Here is a 23663-nt window from a genome sequence, read left to right as displayed (position 1 = left end):
CTTTCAGAGGTGTCTTTTAACTGATATAACATAATGTATGTTGTAACTAAAATGACCTTGTCAGAAATAAAGATGAATAAATATGATTTGATAGATCGACTAAATAACCGCTTTACCTCATTGGAAATCGGACTACAGGACCTCCACCAGCAGCTTGAGGATTTACCTTTACTTGCCGCTCGGGTGTTTTCCTTGCCCGAAATAGAGAAAGGGACTGAGCATCAACCAATAAATCATATTCCCGTGAGCGTAACAGTTGGTACTCAAGCACGAGAACTGGCTTTACAACATTATCAGCGGTTGTTTATTCACCATCAAGGCCAGAATATCAGCAGCAAAGCCGCCTTCCGCCTACCTGGAGTACTCTGTTTTTCAGTGAGAGAAAGTCAATTGGCGGCTTGCCAACAGAGCATCCAATACATTAATCAGTTAAAAATAGAGCTGGAACATATCATTACCGTTGAATCCGGCTTGCCGAGTGAACAGCGCTTCGAGTTTGTTCACACCCACTTGCATGGGTTGATAACATTAAATACTTACCGCACCATTACTCCGCTAATAAATCCCAGTTCAGTGCGTTTTGGCTGGGCCAACAAACACATTATTAAGAATGTAACACGCGAAGAAATTCTGACTCAACTAAACAAAAGCTTGAATGCAGGCCGTGCTGTTCCACCATTTACCCGTGAGCAATGGGCTGAATGGGTTAACAAAGAAATGAATGATGTTAGGCAACTGCCAGAAAAAGCTCGCTTAAAGATTAAACGGCCGGTAAAAGTGCAACCTATTGCCCGCATCTGGTATCAGGAACAACAAAAACAAGTCCAGCACCCCTGCCCTATGCCACTGATTGCATTTTGCCATGTTCAATCAGAGATTGAATTGCCTAAATTAGGGGAGTTAACCGACTACGATGTCACTCAAATTAAACATAAATATAAACCTGATGCCAAGCCTTTGCGTTTGTTGCTGCCAAGGTTGCATTTATATGTCGAAATAGAGGAGTAAAGTATAAGTTAATCATTATACCTTCCATAAAAATTAAACTTCATGCTTTTCTTCTGGTGATTATTGCAGCTTAATTACCAGAAGAAATTAACCCCTTCACGTAGCACTTTCTTAGGAACATAGTGACTCAAACCTGACGCATGGCAATATTCAATTAAATCTTTTAAAGAGTGACATCCCGCTTTCTCATAAATAAATCTAAGCCTATTTTCAATAGTTCTATTTGATAGGAATAATTTCTTTGCTATTTCTTTGGCTGTCATTTTTTGAATGGCATAAAAGATGATATCAAGTTCTTTTTCTGAAAAGTCATCTACCGGAGGAGTCAGTGTAATAACGGCGGGTTTTAAACTTTTAAAAAAATCACAGACAGAAATGAAGTTAAACTTTTTACCAAAAAAAACAGTTCCTAGCACATCCCCATTGGCGTTATAGATAGGAAATTTAGGGAAGTACCACGGTGAAAGAACTTTTTCCCGCCCAAAAGGTGAAGTCACAATGATCTCCGCCCCCTCTCTGCTTTGCTCTGCCTTTCTATCGTGAGCCTTGAAGTCGTCACTATACTCAGACCATTGGCATGGCATCTCTTCATCTAAACGCCCTTCAAAATCAAATCCCGGCTGAAGATCAAACAAATCAAGACAAGATTCATTTAAATAAACGAATTTAGATTTATTATCTTTTATCGCCCAAGGAATGCTGGCTTTCTCCATGATAGCAATAAGCGATATTTTGCTGAGTGAATCAACGGTTAAACTAGATATATCGGGCTGACTACTTTTTCTTTTTTTATCTTCCATAAAATAAACTCCTGCTGAGTTAAAATATCACTTTAACAAATGCAAACCACCCTAACTATTGCCACCTGATGGCTCACGTAAAAAACTAATCAATGACATTATTCACGAAAACAAATAATCGATCATTTTAAAATACATTGTGGAAATATATCACGCAAAGAGAAGCAAATAACATTCTAAGTTAAAAACGGAAAAAAACACTACCTAAATAAGATGATTTTTTATTTTTAACCTATTACCTGACATTGTTTTAATTATCACACTTATTACACATCCTAATAATATAATGTCGTTGGGCTCTCCCTAACAACGCCGGAAAGAGATCCCGGCGTGACAGGAAAAACAACAATGGTGACTATTTCATACTTCCAACCATATTTTCTGGTTTGACCCATTCATCAAACTGCTCATCAGTAACATAGCCAAGTTTCAACGCAGCAGCTTTGAGTGTCAGCCCCTCTTTATGAGCTTTCTTGGCAATCTCAGCCGCTTTGTCATAGCCAATATGAGTATTCAGCGCGGTAACCAACATCAGCGATTCATTGAGCAACTGAGTAATTCGGTCGCGATTAGGTTCAATACCCACCGCACAATGCTCATTAAAACCGCGTATACCATCAGCCAACAGGCGAATAGATTGCAGGAAGTTATGAATCACTAACGGGCGGAAGACGTTTAATTCAAAGTTACCGGACGCCCCGCCAATATTGATGGCAACATCGTTACCCATCACTTGCGCGCATAACATAGTCATGGCTTCACATTGGGTCGGATTTACTTTACCCGGCATGATAGAACTGCCCGGCTCATTCTCAGGAATAGAAATCTCACCAATACCACAGCGAGGGCCGGAGGACAGCCAACGCACATCATTGGCAATTTTCATCAGCGAGGCCGCTAAACCTTTCAATGCCCCGTGGCCATGAACTAATGCGTCGCACGCTGCCAATGCTTCGAATTTATTCGGCGCAGTGATAAAGGGTTGATGAGCCAAGGCGGCAATTTCATTGGCGACACGCACCGCATATTCGGGATGGGTATTCAAGCCGGTTCCGACGGCGGTGCCACCTAGCGCCAACTCGCAAAGGTGAGGAATAGTGGCTTCAATATGGTGTACGCTGTGATCCAGCATTGCCACCCAGCCCGAAATCTCCTGCCCCAACGTTAATGGCGTAGCGTCTTGCAAATGCGTCCGGCCAATTTTCACAATATCGCGATAAGCTTCAGCTTTCTTAGCCAAAGTCCCCTGCAATACTTTTAACTCTGGCAATAAATGTTCTCTTAACCCAATAACGGCAGCGACATGCATTGCGGTTGGGAATACATCATTTGAACTTTGGCTTTTATTAACATCATCATTAGGATGAACCAAACGATGATTACCCCGCTCCCCCCCTAACAATTCACTCGCACGATTAGCCAGTACCTCATTCATGTTCATATTAGTTTGGGTGCCGGATCCTGTTTGCCAAATAGAAAGCGGAAACTCGCCAGCATGGTCGCCATTCAACACTTCGTCAGCCGCCGCCATGATAGCTTTAGCTCGATTAGCGGGTAACAAGCCCAACGCCATATTGACCTGTGCTGCCGCCCGTTTGGTCAGCGCCAGCGCATGAATCAGTTCGGTCGGCATTTTCTCTTGCGAAATATGGAAATGTTCCAGTGAACGCTGGGTTTGTGCGCCCCATAATTGACTAGCTGGCACATCGATAGAGCCCATTGAGTCATTTTCACTGCGAGTGGTCACCATCACTGTCTCCTTAGCATATAGAACAAAAAGTTGAGGTCGGACGGGTATATCATGGCATATTTATCACCATCATTATGCGACTGATTCGCATTTCCATCATTTTAGTCGTCTCAAGCGCCATGGTGAATTGCATTACCACTTGCAACCCCTCCATGCCCATTGTTTACTAAGGGACAATTTTTATCAGGGCGATAAGTTTCGCCAGATTCGGTGGCAGATAACCAACATGCAAAAAATGAAGAATGCAGTACAAAACTACGCCTGGGGCAGTACTGATGCACTGACTAAACTTTACGGCATGGCGAATCCACAAAATCAACCCATGGCTGAATTATGGATGGGCGCTCACCCCAAAAGCAGCTCTGAAGTGGTGGATGCCAAGGGGCAATGGCACTCATTACGTGAGGTTATTGAGCAAGCACCCGATGCCAATTTAGGCCACGATGTTTTCCAGCGTTTCGGTGAATTACCTTTCCTGTTCAAGGTGCTATGTGCCGCCCAACCCTTATCCATTCAGGTGCATCCCAGTAAGGCCGCAGCTGAAATTGGCTTTGCTAAAGAGAATCAGGCCGGTATTCCACTGGATGCGGCTGAACGCAATTATAAAGATGCCAACCATAAGCCAGAGTTGGTTTATGCCCTGACCCCTTTCCAGGCCATGAATGGTTTTCGCACGTTGGATGACATCGAAGCATTGCTCCAGCCGTTAGCCGCCGCTCATCCAGATATCGCCGCGTTTCTCCGCGAACCTGACACTGATCATTTAGCAACATTATTTGCCAGTTTGTTGAGTATGGCTGGCGAAGAGAAAACTCGCGCGCTGGGTATCTTGAAAGCGGCATTGAATAATCAATTGGGTGAACCCTGGGATACAATCCGCAGTATTTCGCGTTTCTACCCTGATGACAGCGGTTTGTTCTCCCCCTTGTTGTTAAATGTGGTGACATTGCAACCGGGTGAAGCCATGTTCCTGTATGCCGAAACGCCTCATGCTTACCTTGACGGGGTGGCGCTGGAGGTGATGGCAAACTCAGATAACGTATTGCGTGCCGGGCTGACACCTAAGTTTATTGATATCCCCGAATTAATGGCTAATCTGCAATTTATCCCGAAACCCACGTCTACCCTGCTGACAACACCGCAACAGCACGGTCATGAATTGGTGTTCCCAATCCCGGTGGAGGATTTTGCCTTTTCGCTGCATACATTAACGCCAGAGCCGCAAGTGTTGGCGCAGAACAGTGCTGCCATCATATTCTGCATTCAAGGCCAAGCGGTGTTGACGAAGCAGCAGCAAGTCATCACGCTGCAACCAGGAGAATCCTGTTTTATTCCGGCGAATGAGTCACCAGTTAATGTTCACGGGGTGGGTTCAATTGCCCGGGTTTACAACAGAGGATGAACGAAGTCTCTTATTTTGTTGTCTATTGCTGGTCTTTTGATGCTGCGGTGGTTAGATTTCACCATCGCAATAAGCCGTTATCGTCGCAATAATATTTGTGAATGGTTAATCTAGGCCTATATTAGTTTGAAGAATATTGTTTTCTTACGGTGTTATTGAATTAGTGACTCATTACCGCGTTCAACATAGTGAATTTGGTGTATTAGAAAAGGATGAACAGAACAATGAAAAAATCGTTAGTGGCTGTCAGCGTCATTGTAGTACTTGGCGCTGCATGGACTGGGGCCTCATGGTATACCGGCAAATTGATTGAACAACGAATGGGCGAATTGGTTAACAATGCAAACGGCCAGATCAGAACGTTGCTCCCTAAAGCTGGCGTAAAATTCGCCTATAAAGATTACCAGCGCGGTCTGTTCAGTAGCCAGGTTCGCTATGTGTTACAAGCCGATAGCAGTGTTGCTGGCGAAAAAGCCTTAAAAGATGGTGATGAAGTGGCATTTATCGAAACTATCGATCACGGCCCATTCCCATTAGCGCAGTTAAAAAAATTCAATCTGATCCCAAGCATGGCTTCGGTACACACCGAGCTTGCGAATACGCCAGCATTGAAAAAATTGTTTGAAGTCACCAAAGGCCAATCACCGTTTACTGCAGACTCCCGCATTTCATATAGCGGCGATACCTCTTCTGCAATTACATTTATTCCCATTGATTATCAGCAAAATGCCACCAGCATGAAATTCGCTGGAGCTAAAATTGATGCTGATGTATCGCGAGATCTGCGCAATGTGAAAATGAGTGGTTCCAGCGACAGCCTTGTTTTTGCGAGCAAAAACCAGTGGGATCAACTCGAACAATTTAGCCTGCAAGGTTTAGTCATTAAAAGTGACACTAATGTCGGCAAGTTTGATCTCAGCATTGGTGATCAACAACTGAGCATCAAGCAGATCGGTTTAAATGTCGATGGTAAAGATACCGCGACCCTGGTTGGTTTTAACCTGAATACTCAATTAGGTGAAACCGATAAAGATTTGAACGGTAAATTGACCTATACATTAGACGCTTTAAAAATTCAGGATAATGATTTTGGTGCCGGTAAATTGGCCTTCACTTTCGACCATCTGGACGGTCAAAGCTTGAAACAATTCTCCAGCGCCTATAACCAGCAAGCCTTGAAAGCGGTTCAGGCAGGCGAAAATCTGGATCCGGAAGTTTATCAGCAGCAAATGGCCGAGATGTTACTGGCTAACCTCCCTGCCTTGTTGAAAGGTAATCCGACAATTAGCATTGCGCCATTGAGCTGGAAAAATAGCAAAGGGGAAAGTACCTTTACGCTGAATGTTGCTCTGACTGATCCCACACAAGCGAAAGCAAGTAATGAGCCGCTACTTGCGCAGTCAGTGAAAAAAGTCGACGCGACGCTGACCATTCCGATGGCAATGGCAACAGAGCTGACAACCCAAACTGCGCGTCTGCAGGGCTACAGCCCAGAAGAAGCACAAAAAATGGCACAACAACAGGTTCAAGGCATTGCTGCTATGGGCCAGATGTTTAAACTGACCACCACCAAAGATGATGTTATCAGCAGCAGTTTCCATTTTGCAGATAACCAAGTTGATTTGAATGGTCAGAAAATGTCACTGCAAGAATTCGTTGGCCTGTTTGGTATGTTCGGTGGCGCACCTGCTGAAGAAGATACCGGCCCCGAGTCTGAAGATGTGCCAGTAGAACCCGCTCCCGCGGTTCCAGCACAATAAGTTGCTGAACTATTATCAGTAATAGAATTCAGTCATAAAATTGCAACAGAGAACGGGGCCTGATGGGCTCCGTTTTTTTATCTAAAGAGGTCTGGATGATGGAAGAAAATACAAGCTTAGGGCCAGATCCCCATTGTAAGCACCCGCTGGCAGGATTTCCTCAAGTGTGTTTTATCAAAAACACGACTCAGAATCCGAATATTATTATTGGTGATTACACCTACTACGACGATCCGCAAGACTCTGAAAACTTTGAACGCAATGTGCTCTATCACTACCCCTTTATCGGCGATAGGTTGATTATCGGTAAATTCTGCGCATTAGCGCATGGGGTTAAATTTATCATGAATGGTGCCAACCATAAGATTTCAGGGATCTCGACTTATCCATTTAATATCTTTGGTAACGGCTGGGAAAGAGTGACACCGTCAATGGAGGAATTACCTTATAAGGGCGATACCCATGTCGGAAATGATGTCTGGATCGGCTATGAGGTACTGGTTATGCCAGGTGTGACTATCGGTAACGGGGCTATTATTTCCTCACGTTCAGTGGTCACTCGCGATGTTCCTGCTTATAGTGTGGTGGGCGGGAACCCTGCGACACTGATTAAAAACCGCTTCTCACCCGAAGTGACCCGCAAGCTGGAAGCCATCGCCTGGTGGAATTGGCCAATAGCAAAAATTAGCCGCCACCTGCACCTGATCACTGCAGGTGATGTTGAGGCGCTGGCATTAGTCAATACCGCAACTGATCAACCTTGATCAGGCTGAACCGCGGCGGATCAACACCGGCGGTAATATGACGTTTTGCAGTTGTAAATCGACACCTGCGATGCGCTGGAGTAGCCGCTGCCCAGCGCTGTAGCCAATCTCTCGGGCAGAACTGGTGATAAGAGTTAATGGCGGTTCCGTGAGTTCTGCTTCTGGGACATCACCAAAACCAATTAATGCCACTTGCTGATCGAGATAAGTATCTACTCCCGCACTGCCAATCGTCCGGCCGGTGCGCAAAATACCAAAGTATGCCCCTAGAGCGACTGATGCTTGATGGCAAACTATGGCACTGACATTGGGGTGATGACGTAATAACCCCTCGGCGGCATCTGCCGCAGCCTGCTGCTGACTATCACATTCAACCACCCATTCCGACCGAAAAGGTAATCCGTATTGTACTAATGTGGCACAAAAACCCCCTAGCCGCTCGGCCCGCGTCAATGAGTGCGAATGCCCGCCAAGATAGGCAATTTGCCGATGACCACGGCCAATAAGGAATTCAGTTGCCATTTTAGCCGCTTGCATATTATCGGGCCGAACCACATCCACCCCGTCCAACACATTTGATCGAGCAGCACAAATCAGTGGAATATCATGCTCTGCGGCCTTCTCTTGCAGCCCCATCTCGCGTTTAGCACCACCGCCCAGCACCAAACCATCGACGCCTTGATCAATCAGCGTATCAAAACACCGCAGTAAACCCTTGCCTTCACGGCCACTTTGCGTCAGGAACAACAACTTGCCTTCCGCCTCAATTGCCTCACTGAGCCCAGCGGTCATTTCTGCATAAAAGGGATCACTGATATCGCGCACAATCAAACCAATCACGCCAGACGCTCCGCCGCGTAATTGTGCCGCCTGACGGTTACGCACATAGCCTAATTGTTCAATGGCCTGATTGACCCGATCAGCGGTTGCTGGCGAGATACGTCCTTTACCACTGATAGCTAATGAGACGGTCGCCACGGACACACCCGCAAATTTAGCTACATCGATGATGGTTATTTTTTTTGTTGTCATAACTGCTGATAAACAAGCCAAGTTAAACGTTTAATCTGATGATCCTTCCTGACATGCCCAAAGAATTTGGAGTTGCAGGTAGGCGCCAGCAAATGACAAATCGGTCGAAGACCAATTTGAACAGCATTTATGCTAGCCCGCAGGGTGAGTCTCAAAGAGGCTCATTAATCCCGAATCACTTACACCTTGTAAGTGATTCGGGTGAATATGCGCAGCTAACAACCCTGCGGCTTTAAATGTGAGGGTATACAAAAATAGGATCAGTAATTGTGACATATCACTCATATTATCTGGGTTAAACGTTTTATCTTATTTTACCTCCAGACAGGGAGACGAAATAGTCGCCGTTATCCATCAATCAATCATTATCTATCAATATTGTGTAAACGGCGTATTTGAACATCAGGTGTATCAGTACAGGAGTCACTATGTCAGCGGCAAAAAAACAAAAAATTACGCTGTGGGAATTTTTCCAGAGTTTAGGGAAAACTTTCATGCTACCGGTCGCCTTGCTCTCCTTCTGCGGGATCATGCTGGGTATCGGTAGTTCGCTTAGCAGTAAAGATGTCATCACACTCTTACCATTTATTGGTCACCCTGCTTTCCAGCTATTGTTTACTTGGATGAGTAAGGTCGGTTCATTTGCCTTTAGCTTCTTGCCAGTGATGTTCGCCATCGCGATCCCATTGGGGATGGCGCGCGAAAACAAAGGTGTGGCGGCTTTCTCTGGTTTCGTCGGCTTTGCTGTACTGAATCTGGCCACCAACTTTTACCTCACCACCAGCGGTGTGTTACCCACCACTGACCCATTAGTTCTGAAAACCCATAACATTCAGAATATCTTAGGTATTCAGTCCATCGATACCGGTATTTTGGGTGCGGTGATCGTGGGGATAATTGTTTACTTACTGCATGAGCGCTTCAATACCATTCGCTTGCCTGATGCATTAGCTTTCTTTGGTGGCACTCGTTTTGTGCCAATAGTCACCACCGTGGTGCTTGGGTTAGTCGGCTTGTTGATCCCATTGATCTGGCCTTGGTTTGCAGCCGGTATTAATGGGTTGGGCCAATTGATTAACGGCGCGGGCATGTTCGGGCCAATGATCTTCGGCAGCGGTGAGCGTTTATTACTGCCCTTTGGCTTACACCATATCTTAGTTGCACTGATTCGCTTCACCGAAGCGGGCGGTACCATGGACGTATGTGGTCACAGTGTCAGTGGGGCTTTAACCATCTTCCAGGCGCAATTATCTTGTCCAACCACCACCGGTTTCTCTGAAAGTGCCACGCGCTTCTTGTCACAAGGCAAAATGCCCGCTTTCCTCGGCGGCCTGCCGGGCGCTGCACTGGCAATGTATCACTGCGCCAAGCCTGAAAACCGGCATAAAATTAAAGGGTTGTTGATTTCAGGTGTAGTTGCTTGTGTTATCGGCGGCGCTACTGAACCGATCGAGTTCCTGTTCCTGTTTGTCGCCCCGTTCTTGTATCTGATCCACGCCATCCTGACCGGGCTGGGCTTTACCGTTATGGCGCTATTGGGTGTGACCATCGGTAATACTGACGGTAATATTATTGATTTCGTGGTATTTGGCATCCTACATGGCACGGCAACCAAATGGTATTGGGTACCCGTGGTCGCTGGGATTTGGTTTGTTGCTTACTACTGCATTTTCCGCTTTGCTATTCAGCACTTTAATATCAAAACACCGGGCCGTGAGAATGAAACCCCCGCCAGCAGCAATGCAGAAAAAGCCGCCAGTGGTGCAATTACCGGGAAATCTGGCTATAACTCCCCTGCTATTTTGGCCGCTTTGGGTGGCGCTGATAATATCGTCTCACTGGATAACTGCATCACCCGCTTGCGGATGTCGGTTAAGGATATGAATTTGGTAGATAAAGAGGCGCTGAAAGCCAATCGCGCCATTGGCGTGATTCAGCTCAATGACCATAACCTGCAAGTGGTCATTGGCCCACAAGTGCAATCCGTGAAAGATGAATTAGACTCACTGATAGGTAGCAGTCAGTTTGCAACACCATAAAAAGTCAGATCAGTGAATGAAGGGTTGACCGCACCTAGGGCCGCTCCGGTGGCTTACGCACGGGTATTTGAAACTAAGAGAGGCCCCAAAAGCATGTTTCCCCTTCATTTGACTGAGTTATAAATCAGTTTGTCATTAACCTCCGCGGGGTACTCTGATACCCCGTTTTTCATAAGAGAGATGCTGATGTTTGATTTCTCCACCCCTGTTGATCGCCACGGCACCTGGTGTACCCAGTGGGACTATATTGCTGACCGTTTTGGTGCGACGGACTTGCTGCCATTCACTATCTCGGATATGGACTTCCCCACTGCACCCGTTATTTTACAAGCACTTAATCAGCGCATCGGGCACGGTGTGCTGGGGTACAGCCGCTGGCAGCATGAAGATTTTCTCGGCGCGGTTCGCCATTGGTATCAGCAGCGCTTTAATTGCTCGATTGATACCTCAATGGCGGTCTATGGCCCGTCGGTTATCTATATGGTGGCCCAATTGATTCGCTGCTGGTCAGCACCCGGTGATTTCATCGTCACCCACACGCCTGCTTATGATGCTTTTTATAAAGTGATCCTCGGTAATCAACGCCAATTACTCAGTTGCCCGCTGCAAAAAATTGATCATCAGTGGCAATGCGATATGGCGCATTTGGAAGCCTTACTGGCTCGTCCGCAAACCAAAATATTGTTACTGTGCAGCCCGCATAACCCCACCGGTAAAGTGTGGACAGCAGCAGAACTTGCGCTAATGGCCGAGTTATGTGAGCGCCATCAGGTCAAAGTTATCAGTGATGAAATCCATATGGACATGACTTGGGGTAATCAAGTACATACCCCCTGGAGTCAGGTGGGGCAAACCCCTTGGGCTTTACTGACCTCCGGCTCTAAGACATTTAATATCCCCGCGTTAACCGGCGCTTATGGTTTTATCAGTGACACTGAAACCCGCGATAGCTATACCCAAATGCTAAAAGGCCGAGATGGTCTCTCTTCTCCAGCAGTACTGGCAATTGTGGCGCATATTGCGGCTTACCGACAGGCAGAACCTTGGCTGGATGAATTGCGCAGTTATCTGCAAGCCAATTTAGCTTATGTTGCACAGCGCTTGAATGAAGCATTTCCTGCATTAAACTGGCAGCCACCCCAAGCAACTTACTTAGCATGGATAGATTTACGCCCATTAAATCTTGACGATCATCAATTACAGAACGTGCTGATTGAACAAGAGAAAGTCGCCATCATGCCCGGATTCACCTACGGCGAAGAGGGCCGTGGCTTCCTGCGCCTCAATGTCGGTTGTTCGCGTAGCAAAGTTGAAGCTGGGATGGATAAATTGATTAACGGCATCCGCTTTTTACAGGGGAAATAGCATTTCACCTCGGTTTTTATAGGCACCTTTTAAGCGGCAAAAGGTGCCATAGTGAGACGTTAATCACTTTTTTATGCAACAAGTTGGCTATTTTCACTGATTTGTTTTTATAATAGTCTGCACTTTACCCACAAAAATCCATTTTAAAAAAGTGAGTGCACCTATGATTGATCTCCGCCTTCCCTTGACTGACATTCATCGCCACCTTGACGGCAATATTCGTGCGCAAACTATTTTGGATTTGGGCCGCCAGTTTAATTTGTCGTTACCGGCTGATGAGTTAGAAGCCCTGCGCCCACACGTTCAAATCACTCAGACTGAACCCGATTTGGTCAGTTTCCTGCAAAAACTGGATTGGGGTGTCGCGGTATTAGGCTCTCTCGATGCTTGCCGCCGTGTGGCGTATGAAAACGTTGAAGATGCCGCTAATGCAGGATTGCATTATGCTGAACTGCGTTTCTCCCCATTTTATATGGCGATGAAACACCAATTACCTGTCGCCGGCGTCGTAGAAGCCGTCATTGATGGCATCCAATCGGGTTGCCGTGATTTTGATATTGATATTCGTCTCATCGGGATTCTTAGCCGCACTTTTGGTGAGCAAGCCTGTTTGCAAGAACTTGATGGTTTACTGGCGCATCGCGACAGTATTACTGCGCTGGATCTGGCGGGTGATGAGCTGGGTTTCCCTGGTGGCCTATTCCGCAGCCATTTTAACCGCGCCCGTGATGCCGGTTTGCGTATTACTGTCCATGCCGGTGAAGCCGCAGGCCCTGAAAGTATCTGGCAAGCGATCCGCGAGTTAGGCGCTGAACGTATCGGTCACGGTGTTAAAGCCGTGGAAGATATTAAGCTGATGGATTATTTAGCTGAGCACAGCATTGGCATTGAATCCTGTCTGACCTCCAATATCCAGACCAGCACAGTCACATCACTGGCGGCCCACCCCTTGGCTATCTTCTTACGCCATGGTGTGTTGGCATCGATCAACACTGATGACCCTGCCGTGCAAGGAATTGAAATTACCAATGAATATCATGTTGCTGCACCAGCTGCTGGCCTGACACCACAAGAAATTCGTCAAGCTCAAGAGAATGGGCTAACTATGGCCTTTATCAGCGAAGCAGAGAAACAGGCGCTACGCGACAAAATCTGCGCTTAACTGACTGAAATAATGCTAACAAAAACGCCCGTGTTTCAATGAAATACGGGCGTTTATTATTGATAACTCGCTATGACTTGGTTTCAGTATTCTCAGCCAAAAGCGGTTGTGCACTTGTCAGCTCTTTAGCCGCATTTTCTTTGGCAACCCGTTTGGCGTAACGTTGTGCCAATACCGCACAAACCATCAATTGCACCTGATGGAATATCATCAGCGGTAATACCATAACCCCCACCACAGAGGCAGGAAACAGCACATTCGCCATCGGAATCCCATTTGCCAGGCTTTTCTTCGAGCCGCAGAATACAATGGTAATCTCATCTGCGGTGTTGAAACCTAGCCAACGTGCGGCCAGCGTATTGACAACTAATACGAGTGTCAGCAATACCATTGAGCAAACTAATATTGCCAACAAAGACCAGCCGTCGATTTGGTGCCAAATCCCCTCAACCACCGCCTCACTGAAGGCCACATAAACCACCAATAGAATTGATGACCGGTCAGTGATATTGACCAACTTTTTATGCCGTTCAACCCATTTGGCAATCAGCGGACGAGATAAATGGCCGACAATAAAGGGCACCATCAATTGCATGACGATAGAACCGATAGCATGCAAAGTATCAGTATCCCCCCCCTGCGTTTGCATCAGCATGCCCACCAGAATCGGGGATAAAAACACACCAAGGATGCTGGAAGCCGATGCGCTACATATGGCGGCCGCCACATTCCCGCCCGCCACCGAGGTATAGGCAATGGCGGATTGAACTGTTGCCGGTAATGCACACAGATAAAGGAAACCCAGATACAACGTTGGCGTTAACACCCCTGGGACCAATACATTCATGCCCAATCCCAGTAACGGAAACAGAGCAAAGGTGCTGAGGAACACCACCAAGTGCAGTTTCCAATGCCCCATGCCAGAGACAATCGCGGCGCGGGAAAGCTTGGCCCCGTGCATAAAGAACAATAATGCGATGGCCGCTGTCGTCAGGTGTTCGAACCACACTTTAACTTCGCCCTCACAGGGGAAGATTGAAGCAATGATAACAACCAGTATCAATACCAATAAAAACTTATCTATCCGTAAGCGTTGTAACCAGGACATGCCACTGTATTCCTTCAATTATCCCCGTCATACTTCAAGCTGCAAGTGTGTTGGCTGCTCTCGCGAACCACTGACCGATGTAAGCTCATCGGGACTCACTCGCTGACCGCCTTCTTGCAACTCGAATTATTTAGGGTATATACCCTTCGAACTTCACGTTACTGGGTGTTAGTTACACACACTCACTGGCAGCGCTCTTTTCTGTTGATCAGAGGCGATACCCAGCTCAATCAATTCCATCACCTTAATCGCCTCAGAGGCTGGCACCGGATTAGCAGCCGTCCCCAAAATAGCATCGCGGATCCCAGCATAATAAGCAGGATAATTACCTGGTAATGTCAATAAAGGTTTCTCGGCCAGCACACCATCATGTGACAGTGTCACAATACCATCACGCATATCATAACCCCAGTCGGCCTGTGGTAAACGCTCACCTGCTTTCAGACGGTCTTCCTGTGGGTCCAAACCAAATTTAATATAGCTGCCCTGCATCCCGTGGACGATATAACGCGCAGTTTCTGCGGCCGCAACCACCGAGCCGTGCAATACCACGCGTTGCCCAGGATAGCTGAGAATGGCATGGAAATAGTCAACAGATTGCGCCCCTGGACGCAACATCCCTAAATCAACATTCAGCGTATCTGGCAAACCAAACAGTTGCAGCGCCTGGTCCAATAAGTGTGGCCCTAAATCGTACCAGATGCCACTGCCGGCCCCCGCTTGCTCACGCCAACGCTGACGGATTTCTGGGCGATAGCGATCAAAGTGAGATTCAAAATAGACCACTTTGCCCAGCGAGCCTTCTGCCAACAAAGTTTTTAATGTCAGGAAATCACTGTCCCAGCGGCGATTGTGGAACACCGACAACAAAAGACCAGCAGCATCAGCTTGTTGCTTCAGATCATTTGCTTGTGACAGTGTCACAGTAAACGGCTTATCAACCACTACATGCTTACCCGCTGCCAGCGCCTTTTGAGCCAAAGGAAAGTGGGTATCATTAGGGGTAGGAATGACGATGAGATCGATGGAAGGGTCATCAAATAAGGTTTGCGGATCAGAAACGACGTTCATCGACGGCCAATCAGCATGAACTTTACTGGCATCACTACTGGAAACACCCACCAGCTCCAACCCCGGAGTCCCCATAATCAGCGGTGCATGAAACGTTTTACTGGCGTAGCCATAACCCAGTAAACCCACTTTTATTTTTTCGCCCATTATGTAATTCCTCTTGCGCACAATATTCGCTAATTGATATCACTCGATTAATCGATTTGACACCATGATGATTGCCGCGACAAGAGGTAATTTTTTACTGAACATGACTAACGCGGTTAAATCTGGGTAATTTCCGCTGAATCATCACGCCATTCTGGGGGCTGCAAGCTACGTTGTGGGTAGTTGGTTTCAATGCTACGACGCCTGAAATCACTGGGGCTGACCCCCACGCGCTTACGGAAAACGCGGGAGAAATACAGTTGGTCGTCATAACCCACGACACGGCCAATGGTTGCAATAGGTTCTTGCGTGGTTTGCAGCAATAATTTAGCTCGGATAACCCGTTGGTCTTCGCGCCAACGCAAGATATTGATACCGACCTGATCACGAAACAGATGTGCCAACCGTGACGGAGACAAACACACATGCCGCGCCACTTCATCAATGCGCAGCTCGCCAGCCAGATTGCCGGTGATAAATTGACATGCTTCGATAACGCGTGGATCCATAATCCGTTGCGGGCTGAGGGGGTCTTCTTCCATTGAGCGCAATAACAGCCGTTCCAGTAAGTTCATCCCTAGCTCTTCGCCAAAACGTCGTCCGGATTGTTGTGTCTGTTCTATATTGGCAAACAGCCGATCAAACTCCAGCAGTAAATTATTGTTCGGTAAGGATAAACGCCCTACTTCATAAGCTTTACTGTGCCACTCTAACCAATCAGCCCAGTATGCCCGAGGCCGGAAATAGACCCAACGGTGATACCAACAATCACTGCTGGGTGAACGACCATAATAATGAGCAACTTTAGGCGGAAATAACAGCAAATCACCGGGATTACTGTAAAACGTATTTTCACCGTCAAAAATCTTGCCCTGCCCCTTAATGGTTAAATTCAGAATATAGCCTTTCATACCGCCGGGTCGGTCGATAAAAAAATCAAGCGGCCCATCGGCCAGTATCGGGGTTAATCCTGCTACCAGATAAGCATTAAAGGTATAACCTGGCAGCAAGGGGTTAGATTGCGGTTCCTGAGCCATTCGATGATACATTGAGTCTCCTAGGCATCCCTTTCTGATTTTTATGCGCTTATCTCAGTCTATCGAACCAATTTTACGCTGCCCGATAGTGATGACAAAACTGTGAGCCAGAGTGGTTTTTTATGGACTATTCTGTCACTCAACCACAGATACTCTCTATTTATGCACTGGTTTGTCATTTAACCCATCATTGTCATGACCATTCCGGCTCACGCTTGCGCCCGCATACAGGAATATCACTCCCAACTTTTGACTGGCATCACAAAAACGCTATACGAAGCAGAAAAGTACATACTTCCAGCGATTGGCTCCTCACCTTTTGCCGTCACTCACTTCTATCTTTGTTAGCAATTAATAGGCAATTGCCAATGAGTCTTTTTTCAGCAATGAGTTAGGAGCAACCACCATGACAGGCGAAGTTATATCGGTAGACAGCCCTATCGCGCTCGGGTTGGATTTTGGCAGCGATTCTGTCCGGGTATTGGCGGTGGATTGTCAACATGGCATCGAGATAGATACTGAGGTTGTTTATTATCCTCGCTGGCAGAAAGGACTCTACAGCCAAGCCGCACAAAACCAGTTCCGCCATCATCCGCTCGACTATATTGAAGCTATGGAACAGGCTATTTTTCAGTTAGTTAGTCGTCTATCAGTAGAGCAACGTCAACATATTATTGGCATTGGCGTGGATACGACCGGATCCACCCCCGCACCGATTGATAAACAGGGCCAGGTACTCGCGTTACGCCCTGACTTTGCTGAAAATCCCAATGCTATGTTCGTGTTATGGAAAGACCATACCGCCATAGAAGAAGCGGAGGAAATCAACCGTTTATGCAGCAGTGGTGAATTTGATGATTATTCGCGTTATATCGGCGGAGTTTATTCATCTGAATGGTTTTGGGCAAAAATTCTGCATGTTACACGAGCGGATCAGGCTGTCTGTGACGCGGCGGTGTCATGGGTTGAGCTGTGCGACTGGATCCCCGCACTACTCTCTGGCACTACCGCCCCTAAAGATATTCAGCGGGGGCGGTGTGGCGCGGGGCATAAAAGTTTGTGGCATCCATCGTGGGGAGGATTACCACCTCGCGAATTTTTGACAGCACTCGATAGCCGTTTAGTCGACCATCTCGATTACCCAATGTTCACCGAGACCTATACGGCTGAACGCCCAGTAGGCAAGATTACGGCTGAATGGGCCGAGCGCTTAGGGTTGCCCACGACGGTGGTTATTTCTGGTGGTGCATTCGATTGTCATATGGGTGCCGTCGGTGCAGGTGCTCAGCCATATACTTTGGTGAAAGTCATTGGAACTTCCACTTGTGATATTTTGATTGCCGACAAAAAGTTAGTTGGTGAGCGGGCAATTGCAGGGATTTGTGGTCAAGTGGAAGGTAGCGTAGTCCCCGGTTGGATAGGCATGGAAGCCGGTCAGTCCGCATTTGGCGATATGTATGCCTGGTTCAGCCGGTTATTAAGCTGGCCATTGCATCAGGCCGCGCTGGCTCAGCCAGAATTACAGTCCCAGTTAAAACTGATTGAATCTACGTTACTGGCCTCTCTGACGGCAGAATGGGCTAAAAACCCTTCACTGGATAACCTGCCAGTGGTATTGGATTGGTTTAATGGTCGCCGTACCCCAAATGCTAATCAGCGGCTAAAAGGGATTATCACTGACCTGAACTTGGGGACTGATGCACCCACGCTGTTTGGCGGTTTTATCGCCGCGACTGCCTTTGGTGCCCGCGCGATTATGGAATGCTTCGAACAGCAGGATATTCCGGTTGAGAACATCCTGGCCTTAGGCGGTATTGCACGTAAATCACCGGTTATTATGCAGGTTTGTGCTGATGTCATGAACAGGCCGCTCCAAATTGTGGCATCAGATCAATGTTGTGCATTGGGTGCGGCTATATTTGCGGCTGTTGCTGCGGGTATTTTTGCTGATGTCCCCACCGCACAGCGCCATATGGCGTGTAAAATTGAACGAACCCTGACACCCAATGCAGCACAAGTGGCTCGCTATCAGCAGCTTTATCAACGTTATCAACAATGGTGTCTGTCGGCCGAGCCACATTACACACCAGTAACCAAAGCAACGCTATGACCTTGATGATCAGGACGATTTATCACTGTATGCTGTATATAAATTGATTAAATGGAGTATCCGATGGACGTATTCAAGCAATCAGAAGTATGGTTTGTGGTCGGTAGCCAAAATCTGTATGGCCCTAAAACCCTGCAACAAGTCATGGATAATGCCCATCATGTTGTTAACAGCCTGAATAACGAAGCCGGTTTACCAATAAAACTGGTACTGAAACCATTGGTGACGACACCAGATGAAATCACCACTTTGTGCCGCGAGGCCAACTACAATACCACCTGTATTGGTATCATGGTCTGGTTACATACTTTTTCCCCAGCCAAAATGTGGATTGGTGGATTGAGTATTCTGAGTAAGCCGTTACTACAATTTCACACGCAGTTTAATGCTCAGATTCCATGGGAAACCATGGATATGGACTTTATGAACTTGAACCAAACTGCACATGGTGGCCGGGAGTTTGGTTTTATCGGCGCACGGATGCGCCAGCAACACAGTGTTATCACCGGCCACTGGCAAGATAAAGCAGCCCATCAGCGTATCAGCCAGTGGATGCGTGTCGCGGCGGCTAAACAAGAAAGCCAACAGCTGAAAGTGGCCCGTTTTGGCGATAATATGCGCGAAGTGGCGGTGACCGAAGGGGATAAAGTCGCCGCGCAAATCCAGTTTGGTTATTCGGTTAATGCCTATGGTATCGGTGATTTAGTTACAGTGGTAGATGCCGTCAGCAAAGGTGATATTGATACCTTGGTTGAAGAATACGAAGCGACTTACCAGCTTACAGACGCCGTGAAACTGAATGGTAATAAACGTGAAAACTTACTAGATGCTGCTCGTATTGAGTTAGGTATGAAGCATTTTCTGGAACAAGGCGGTTTTAAAGCTTTCACCACTAACTTTGAAAATCTTTATGGATTGAATCAGTTACCGGGCCTTGCAGTTCAACGTCTGATGCAACAAGGGTACGGTTTTGGCGCCGAAGGCGATTGGAAAACCGCCGCGTTATTGCGCATTATGAAAGTGATGGGAACTGGCCTTCAAGGCGGTACCTCCTTTATGGAGGATTACACTTATCACTTCCAGCCGGGTAATGATTTAGTGGTTGGTTCCCATATGCTGGAAGTGTGCCCATCGATCGCCAAAGAAGAAAAACCGCTGTTAGATGTACAATATTTAGGTATTGGTGGTAAAGCCGATCCTGCCCGGTTGATCTTCTCTACGCCTGCTAGCACGGCACTGAATGCCAGCTTGATCGATATGGGTAACCGCTTCCGTTTATTGGTCAGTGTGGTTGATACCATTGAGCAACCCCATCCATTGCCCAAACTACCGGTAGCGCGTGCTATTTGGCAAGCTCAGCCTTCACTAGCAACAGCCGCCGAAGCCTGGATTATCGCAGGAGGCGCGCACCATACCGTATTTTCGCAAGCTATCGGCGTAGATGAGTTGCTCTTGTATGCCGAAATGCATGGCATTGAATTCCTGCTTATTGATAACGACACCTCTTTGCCCGTTTTCAAAAATGAAATTCGCTGGAATGAAGTGTATTACCATCTAAATCGTTAAGTTAACCATTGCGCACTTAGTGTTTATTTATCAGCAAACTTTATCAGCAAACATGGGGCCTAACCGCCCCTTGTTATTGTTTTTCAATTCTATTTTTCTAACGTGATGGCCATTGCCAATATGGGTCGCTCTCTTGTTGTATCGTGGTTTCACTAAGTTCTTTATGCAACAAGATATGGCGGCAGTTCTCTTCCTGCACAAGCGCATCCACCAATTCTGCGGCATGGGAAACAACAATCACCTGTGTGTGCTGTGCAGACTGAGCAATCAGGCGTGCTAAAGGTTTTAGTAAATCAACATGTAAGCTGATCTCCGGTTCATTGAGAATCATCATTTCTGGCGGACGTGGAGAGAGTAACGCCGCCACCAGCAATAAGTAACGCAATGTGCCATCTGATAGTTCGGCCACTTTAAGAGGCCTTAGCAAGCCATGTTGTGCCAGCAACAGTTCAAAATTCGATTGAATGTTCAGAGTAGTGCCAGGAAAAGCATCGGCAATGGTATGGTTTAGCGCCTCGATGTCGCCTATCTCTCTGATGGTTTGCAGCGCTGCGGCCAAATCAGATCCGTCGCTGGCAAGCACCGGCGTGTAAGTTCCAATTTGTGCCTGGCGAGCCGGTGCATGACGATCCGTACGCAGGTTGTCATAAAAACGCCACGCCCGCATCCGCTCACGCATGACCAAAATCTCTGGGGCATCACGGGGATCGGTACTGTGCGTCATCATGCTGTCATAGGCTGCCAGCCCGTGATATGCCTCACGCCAAACACCGTTATCATCACGAATTTTAACTCTCGGGCCACGACGTTCAGCAAAAATATTACTGTGGTGCAGTGTATCGCCACACCACAAGCTTTCAACCTTAACTTCAGGGTCTCGAGTAAAGAAGGAACTTTGAATTCCAGCATTGCTGGCAGCAAAGCTGCCGCGAGCAGCAGGCAACCCTAAATCAATAGCATAGCCGTAATCCTCCCCGGAAAAACCGAGTTTTAGGCTGACAGGATTATTACGAACCACACCTTGAACCGGCTGTTCTCCTAGTTTCATCGCCCGAGAAAATGACTCAGGCCCAGCCCAAAGAGTGGATTGTAGCCCCCCCTCTGCCGCCAATGATTGGATAACCTGCCCTTGGCCAATATCAGACAGTAATCGTAGCGCACGATAGAGGCTGGATTTACCGCTGCCATTAGCACCGGTAATCACATTCAACTGCCCCAATTCCAGCACCACATCACGTAAAGAACGGTAGCCAGAGATAGCAAGCCGAGTAATCATAACTCTCCTTTTTGAAGCAACAAGTCCATAACGGCCGACATGCTGATTATATATACAGTATTTTTCTATTGCACGATTTGTCTATCCTCTGTTTAGTCGCTATTTAACTTTTGTACTGTATCGCGGCAGTTAGCCCCCCTCGATTTACTCCGTCTGTAATCGCCACAAACGCGCATAGGCACCGGACTGATTCAGTAACTCTTGATGGCTACCTTGCTCCAATACTTGCCCCTCTTTTAATACAAAAATACGATGACATTGGCGCAAAGTATTTAGCCGATGTGCGATACAAATGACCGTGCGATTGCGGATAATTTCCGGTAGCTGGCGCATGATCGCCGCCTCTGACTCATAATCCAATGCACTGGTGGCTTCATCAAGGATCAGTATTTTTGGGTCTGCCATCAAGGCCCTTGCCAATGCGACTCGCTGCCGCTGTCCGCCCGATAACAGCCCGCCCCGCTCGCCCACCTGCGTTTGATAACCCTGTGGCAGCGCCGTAATAAATTCATGTGCGCCGGCCAGGCGGGCAATATGCTCAACCTGTGTATCATCCGCCGTTGGGCGGCACTGACATATGTTGTCCCGTATCGACCCAGAGAACAGCACACTTTCTTGCAGCACCACACTCATCTGGCAGCGTAATGTGGTGGCATCAGTAATAGCCAAATCCTGCCCATCCACCAGAATTTGCCCGTGTTGCGGTGTGTATAATCGTTGGAGTAACTTGGTTAATGTCGATTTCCCGCAGCCGGATGGCCCGGTAATACCAATAAACTCGCCGCCTGCAATATCTAAATTGAGGTTTTGTATCACTTCGACTGCGTCTGCCCGATAGCGAAAACGCACCTGTTTAAAGGTCAAACTCCCCGGACGGTTGGAATTAGAGAGTAGCCCCGCGCTGCCCGGTTCGATTGGATAATCCAGAATGGTGCCTATGCGCTTGAGCGCCACTTGTGTGTGCTGGAAATCTTGCCAGATTTGCGCCAAACGCAGGATGGGTTGAGTGACATAGCCTGAAAATAGCGTAAAGGCGATAAACTGCCCTGGACTCAGCTTGCCCGCTAAGACCAAGGTCACACCACACCACAACAAGATAGCCGACGTCACTTTATTGATTAAAGTGATACCTTGCTCAGCAATATTAGCGGCCCTGGCACAAGCAAATGAGGCACGCACATAACCGGCCAATGAGTGCCGCCAGCTCCGATTAAACTGGTTCTCAGTAGCGGAGGTTTTGATGGTTTCCAGCCCGCTGATAGCTTCAGTGAGAAATGCCGTATTCTGCGCGCTGGTCTCATATTGCCGTTCCACCCGCTTGCGTAGCACCCCCCCGGCAGCCCACCAAAACAACAGATAGCAAACCAGAGAAAATAAGACTATCCATGTCAGTTGGATACTGTAGCAAAACATCACCGCGATAAAGGTGCTGACAAAGACTAAATCCAGCAGCATGGTGAGAGCAGACCCCGTCATAAAGCTGCGGATTTGCTCCATTTCCCGCACTTTTGCAATAGTTTGCCCGGTTTGTTGTGAAGCAAAGTAACTCAGTGGTAGCCCCATTAAATGGCGATAAAGCCCGGTATTCAGTTCAGCGCCCACGCGGCTGGATAAATGTGAAAACAGCCAACCGCGCAAAAAGGTATAACACGGCTCCACCACCGCCAGCGCCACCATGGCAATCCCCAACACCATCAAGCTCCCCATGCCTCGGCTGACCAACACTTTATCGATGACGGTTTCAAATAACATGGGCGTCACCAGTAAAATGCCCTGCAATAACAATGAAACCAAAACAATGTTACGCAACTGATGGCGGTATTTGGTGATAACCGGGATAAACCAGCTAAACCCAAACGAGGTTTTCTTTTGCTCAGGCTGTTCGGCTTTCGCCAATAATATGGCCTCACCAGACCACAAGTTGGCCAGTTCCTGCTGACTTAATTGCCGTTGCTTTTCATCAGCGGAAAAATAAACGCTGGCACCTTGTTCATTCAGCGCCAATAACACATACCACTGGGCACCATGACTGAACAACACCGGAAGCGCCAGATGGCCTAACCGCGAAAAAGGGTAACTGACTGTTCTGGCACGTAAACCAATCCAACTCGCACAGCGGCACACCGCAATATTATCGATATCCTGAGGGGCTAACCCGGCTTTGTGTGCCAAGTGTGAGGCCTCGACGGCCAGATCAAAGCACGCGGCGGCACGGGCCAGCGCCACCCACGGCTGAATCAGCGGAGTCAACGTTGAGTTCATCATA

The 23663-nt window shown here is 47.5% G+C and carries 17 protein-coding genes; 9 read left to right on the top strand and 8 right to left on the bottom strand.

Going from position 1 to position 23663, the window contains the following annotated elements; translation table 11 throughout:
* Positions 1-72 precede the first annotated feature (72 nt).
* A complete protein-coding gene (tus, locus tag DX162_RS16400) occupies positions 73-1008 on the top strand; it encodes a DNA replication terminus site-binding protein (protein ID WP_032819745.1) in 936 nt (311 codons plus the stop codon).
* A gap of 74 nt (positions 1009-1082) precedes the next feature.
* Here the strand turns inward: tus and DX162_RS16395 are convergent, their stop codons facing one another.
* Both DX162_RS16395 and fumC read right to left on the bottom strand, forming a co-directional pair.
* Complete coding sequence (locus tag DX162_RS16395) at positions 1083-1808, bottom strand: helix-turn-helix transcriptional regulator (RefSeq protein ID WP_004390324.1); 726 nt, start codon at positions 1806-1808, stop codon at positions 1083-1085.
* Positions 1809-2163: 355 nt separating this feature from the next.
* Entirely contained in the window at positions 2164-3558 is a 1395-nt protein-coding gene (gene fumC / locus DX162_RS16390) for a class II fumarate hydratase (protein WP_032819746.1), read from the bottom strand.
* A 226-nt stretch (positions 3559-3784) separates the two neighbouring features.
* On the opposite strand from fumC, the gene manA reads away from it, so the two are divergent.
* From manA to vat(F), 3 genes are all read left to right on the top strand, one after another.
* On the top strand, positions 3785-4960 hold the full coding sequence (gene manA, locus DX162_RS16385) for a mannose-6-phosphate isomerase (RefSeq protein WP_004390327.1): 1176 nt from the start codon (positions 3785-3787) through the stop codon (positions 4958-4960).
* Positions 4961-5184: 224 nt separating this feature from the next.
* Positions 5185-6720 (top strand): YdgA family protein, encoded by a 1536-nt coding sequence (locus tag DX162_RS16380; protein ID WP_032819747.1) that lies wholly within the window; start codon positions 5185-5187, stop codon positions 6718-6720.
* A 98-nt stretch (positions 6721-6818) separates the two neighbouring features.
* Positions 6819-7484, top strand: a complete 666-nt coding sequence (gene vat(F), locus DX162_RS16375) for a streptogramin A O-acetyltransferase Vat(F) (RefSeq protein WP_032819767.1) — start codon at positions 6819-6821, stop codon at positions 7482-7484.
* Here vat(F) and malI read toward each other — a convergent pair whose 3' ends face one another.
* On the bottom strand, positions 7485-8516 hold the full coding sequence (gene malI / locus DX162_RS16370; RefSeq protein ID WP_004390330.1) for a Mal regulon transcriptional regulator MalI: 1032 nt from the start codon (positions 8514-8516) through the stop codon (positions 7485-7487). It abuts the gene before it with no gap.
* 428 nt (positions 8517-8944) lie between these two features.
* Between malI and malX the strand changes: the two genes are divergently transcribed.
* From malX to add, 3 genes are all read left to right on the top strand, one after another.
* A complete protein-coding gene (malX, locus tag DX162_RS16365) occupies positions 8945-10555 on the top strand; it encodes a maltose/glucose-specific PTS transporter subunit IIBC (protein WP_115155876.1) in 1611 nt (536 codons plus the stop codon).
* Positions 10556-10741: 186 nt separating this feature from the next.
* A complete protein-coding gene (locus DX162_RS16360) occupies positions 10742-11920 on the top strand; it encodes a MalY/PatB family protein (RefSeq protein WP_032819748.1) in 1179 nt (392 codons plus the stop codon).
* A 163-nt stretch (positions 11921-12083) separates the two neighbouring features.
* A complete protein-coding gene (gene add, locus DX162_RS16355; protein ID WP_032819749.1) occupies positions 12084-13082 on the top strand; it encodes an adenosine deaminase in 999 nt (332 codons plus the stop codon).
* Positions 13083-13152: 70 nt separating this feature from the next.
* On the opposite strand, the gene DX162_RS16350 is transcribed toward add, so the two are convergent.
* The 3 genes from DX162_RS16350 to araC form a co-directional block, all read right to left on the bottom strand.
* Complete coding sequence (locus DX162_RS16350) at positions 13153-14190, bottom strand: bile acid:sodium symporter family protein (RefSeq protein WP_004390337.1); 1038 nt, start codon at positions 14188-14190, stop codon at positions 13153-13155.
* Positions 14191-14358: 168 nt separating this feature from the next.
* Positions 14359-15408, bottom strand: coding sequence for an oxidoreductase (locus DX162_RS16345; RefSeq protein ID WP_004390339.1), 1050 nt, complete (start codon positions 15406-15408; stop codon positions 14359-14361).
* 116 nt (positions 15409-15524) lie between these two features.
* Positions 15525-16457 (bottom strand): arabinose operon transcriptional regulator AraC, encoded by a 933-nt coding sequence (gene araC, locus DX162_RS16340; protein WP_032819750.1) that lies wholly within the window; start codon positions 16455-16457, stop codon positions 15525-15527.
* Between the two features lie 394 nt (positions 16458-16851).
* Here araC and DX162_RS16335 point away from each other — a divergent pair, with 394 nt between their 5' ends.
* Together DX162_RS16335 and araA are read left to right on the top strand one after the other, a co-directional pair.
* Positions 16852-18555, top strand: coding sequence for a ribulokinase (locus DX162_RS16335; RefSeq protein ID WP_004390341.1), 1704 nt, complete (start codon positions 16852-16854; stop codon positions 18553-18555).
* 63 nt (positions 18556-18618) lie between these two features.
* The gene (gene araA, locus DX162_RS16330; RefSeq protein WP_032819751.1) at positions 18619-20121 is read left to right on the top strand and encodes an L-arabinose isomerase; all 1503 of its coding nucleotides are present in this window, start codon (positions 18619-18621) and stop codon (positions 20119-20121) included.
* A gap of 97 nt (positions 20122-20218) precedes the next feature.
* Here the strand turns inward: araA and DX162_RS16325 are convergent, their stop codons facing one another.
* Both DX162_RS16325 and DX162_RS16320 read right to left on the bottom strand, forming a co-directional pair.
* Positions 20219-21397, bottom strand: coding sequence for an AAA family ATPase (locus DX162_RS16325; protein ID WP_004390343.1), 1179 nt, complete (start codon positions 21395-21397; stop codon positions 20219-20221).
* A 144-nt stretch (positions 21398-21541) separates the two neighbouring features.
* Complete coding sequence (locus DX162_RS16320; protein ID WP_004390344.1) at positions 21542-23662, bottom strand: type I secretion system permease/ATPase; 2121 nt, start codon at positions 23660-23662, stop codon at positions 21542-21544.
* Position 23663: the final 1 nt, after the last annotated feature.

Source organism: Yersinia kristensenii (assembly GCF_900460525.1).
GTDB lineage: Bacteria > Pseudomonadota > Gammaproteobacteria > Enterobacterales > Enterobacteriaceae > Yersinia > Yersinia kristensenii.
The sequence above is the reverse complement of the archived record's forward strand: the minus strand, read 5'-3'. Positions and strand labels throughout refer to the sequence as shown.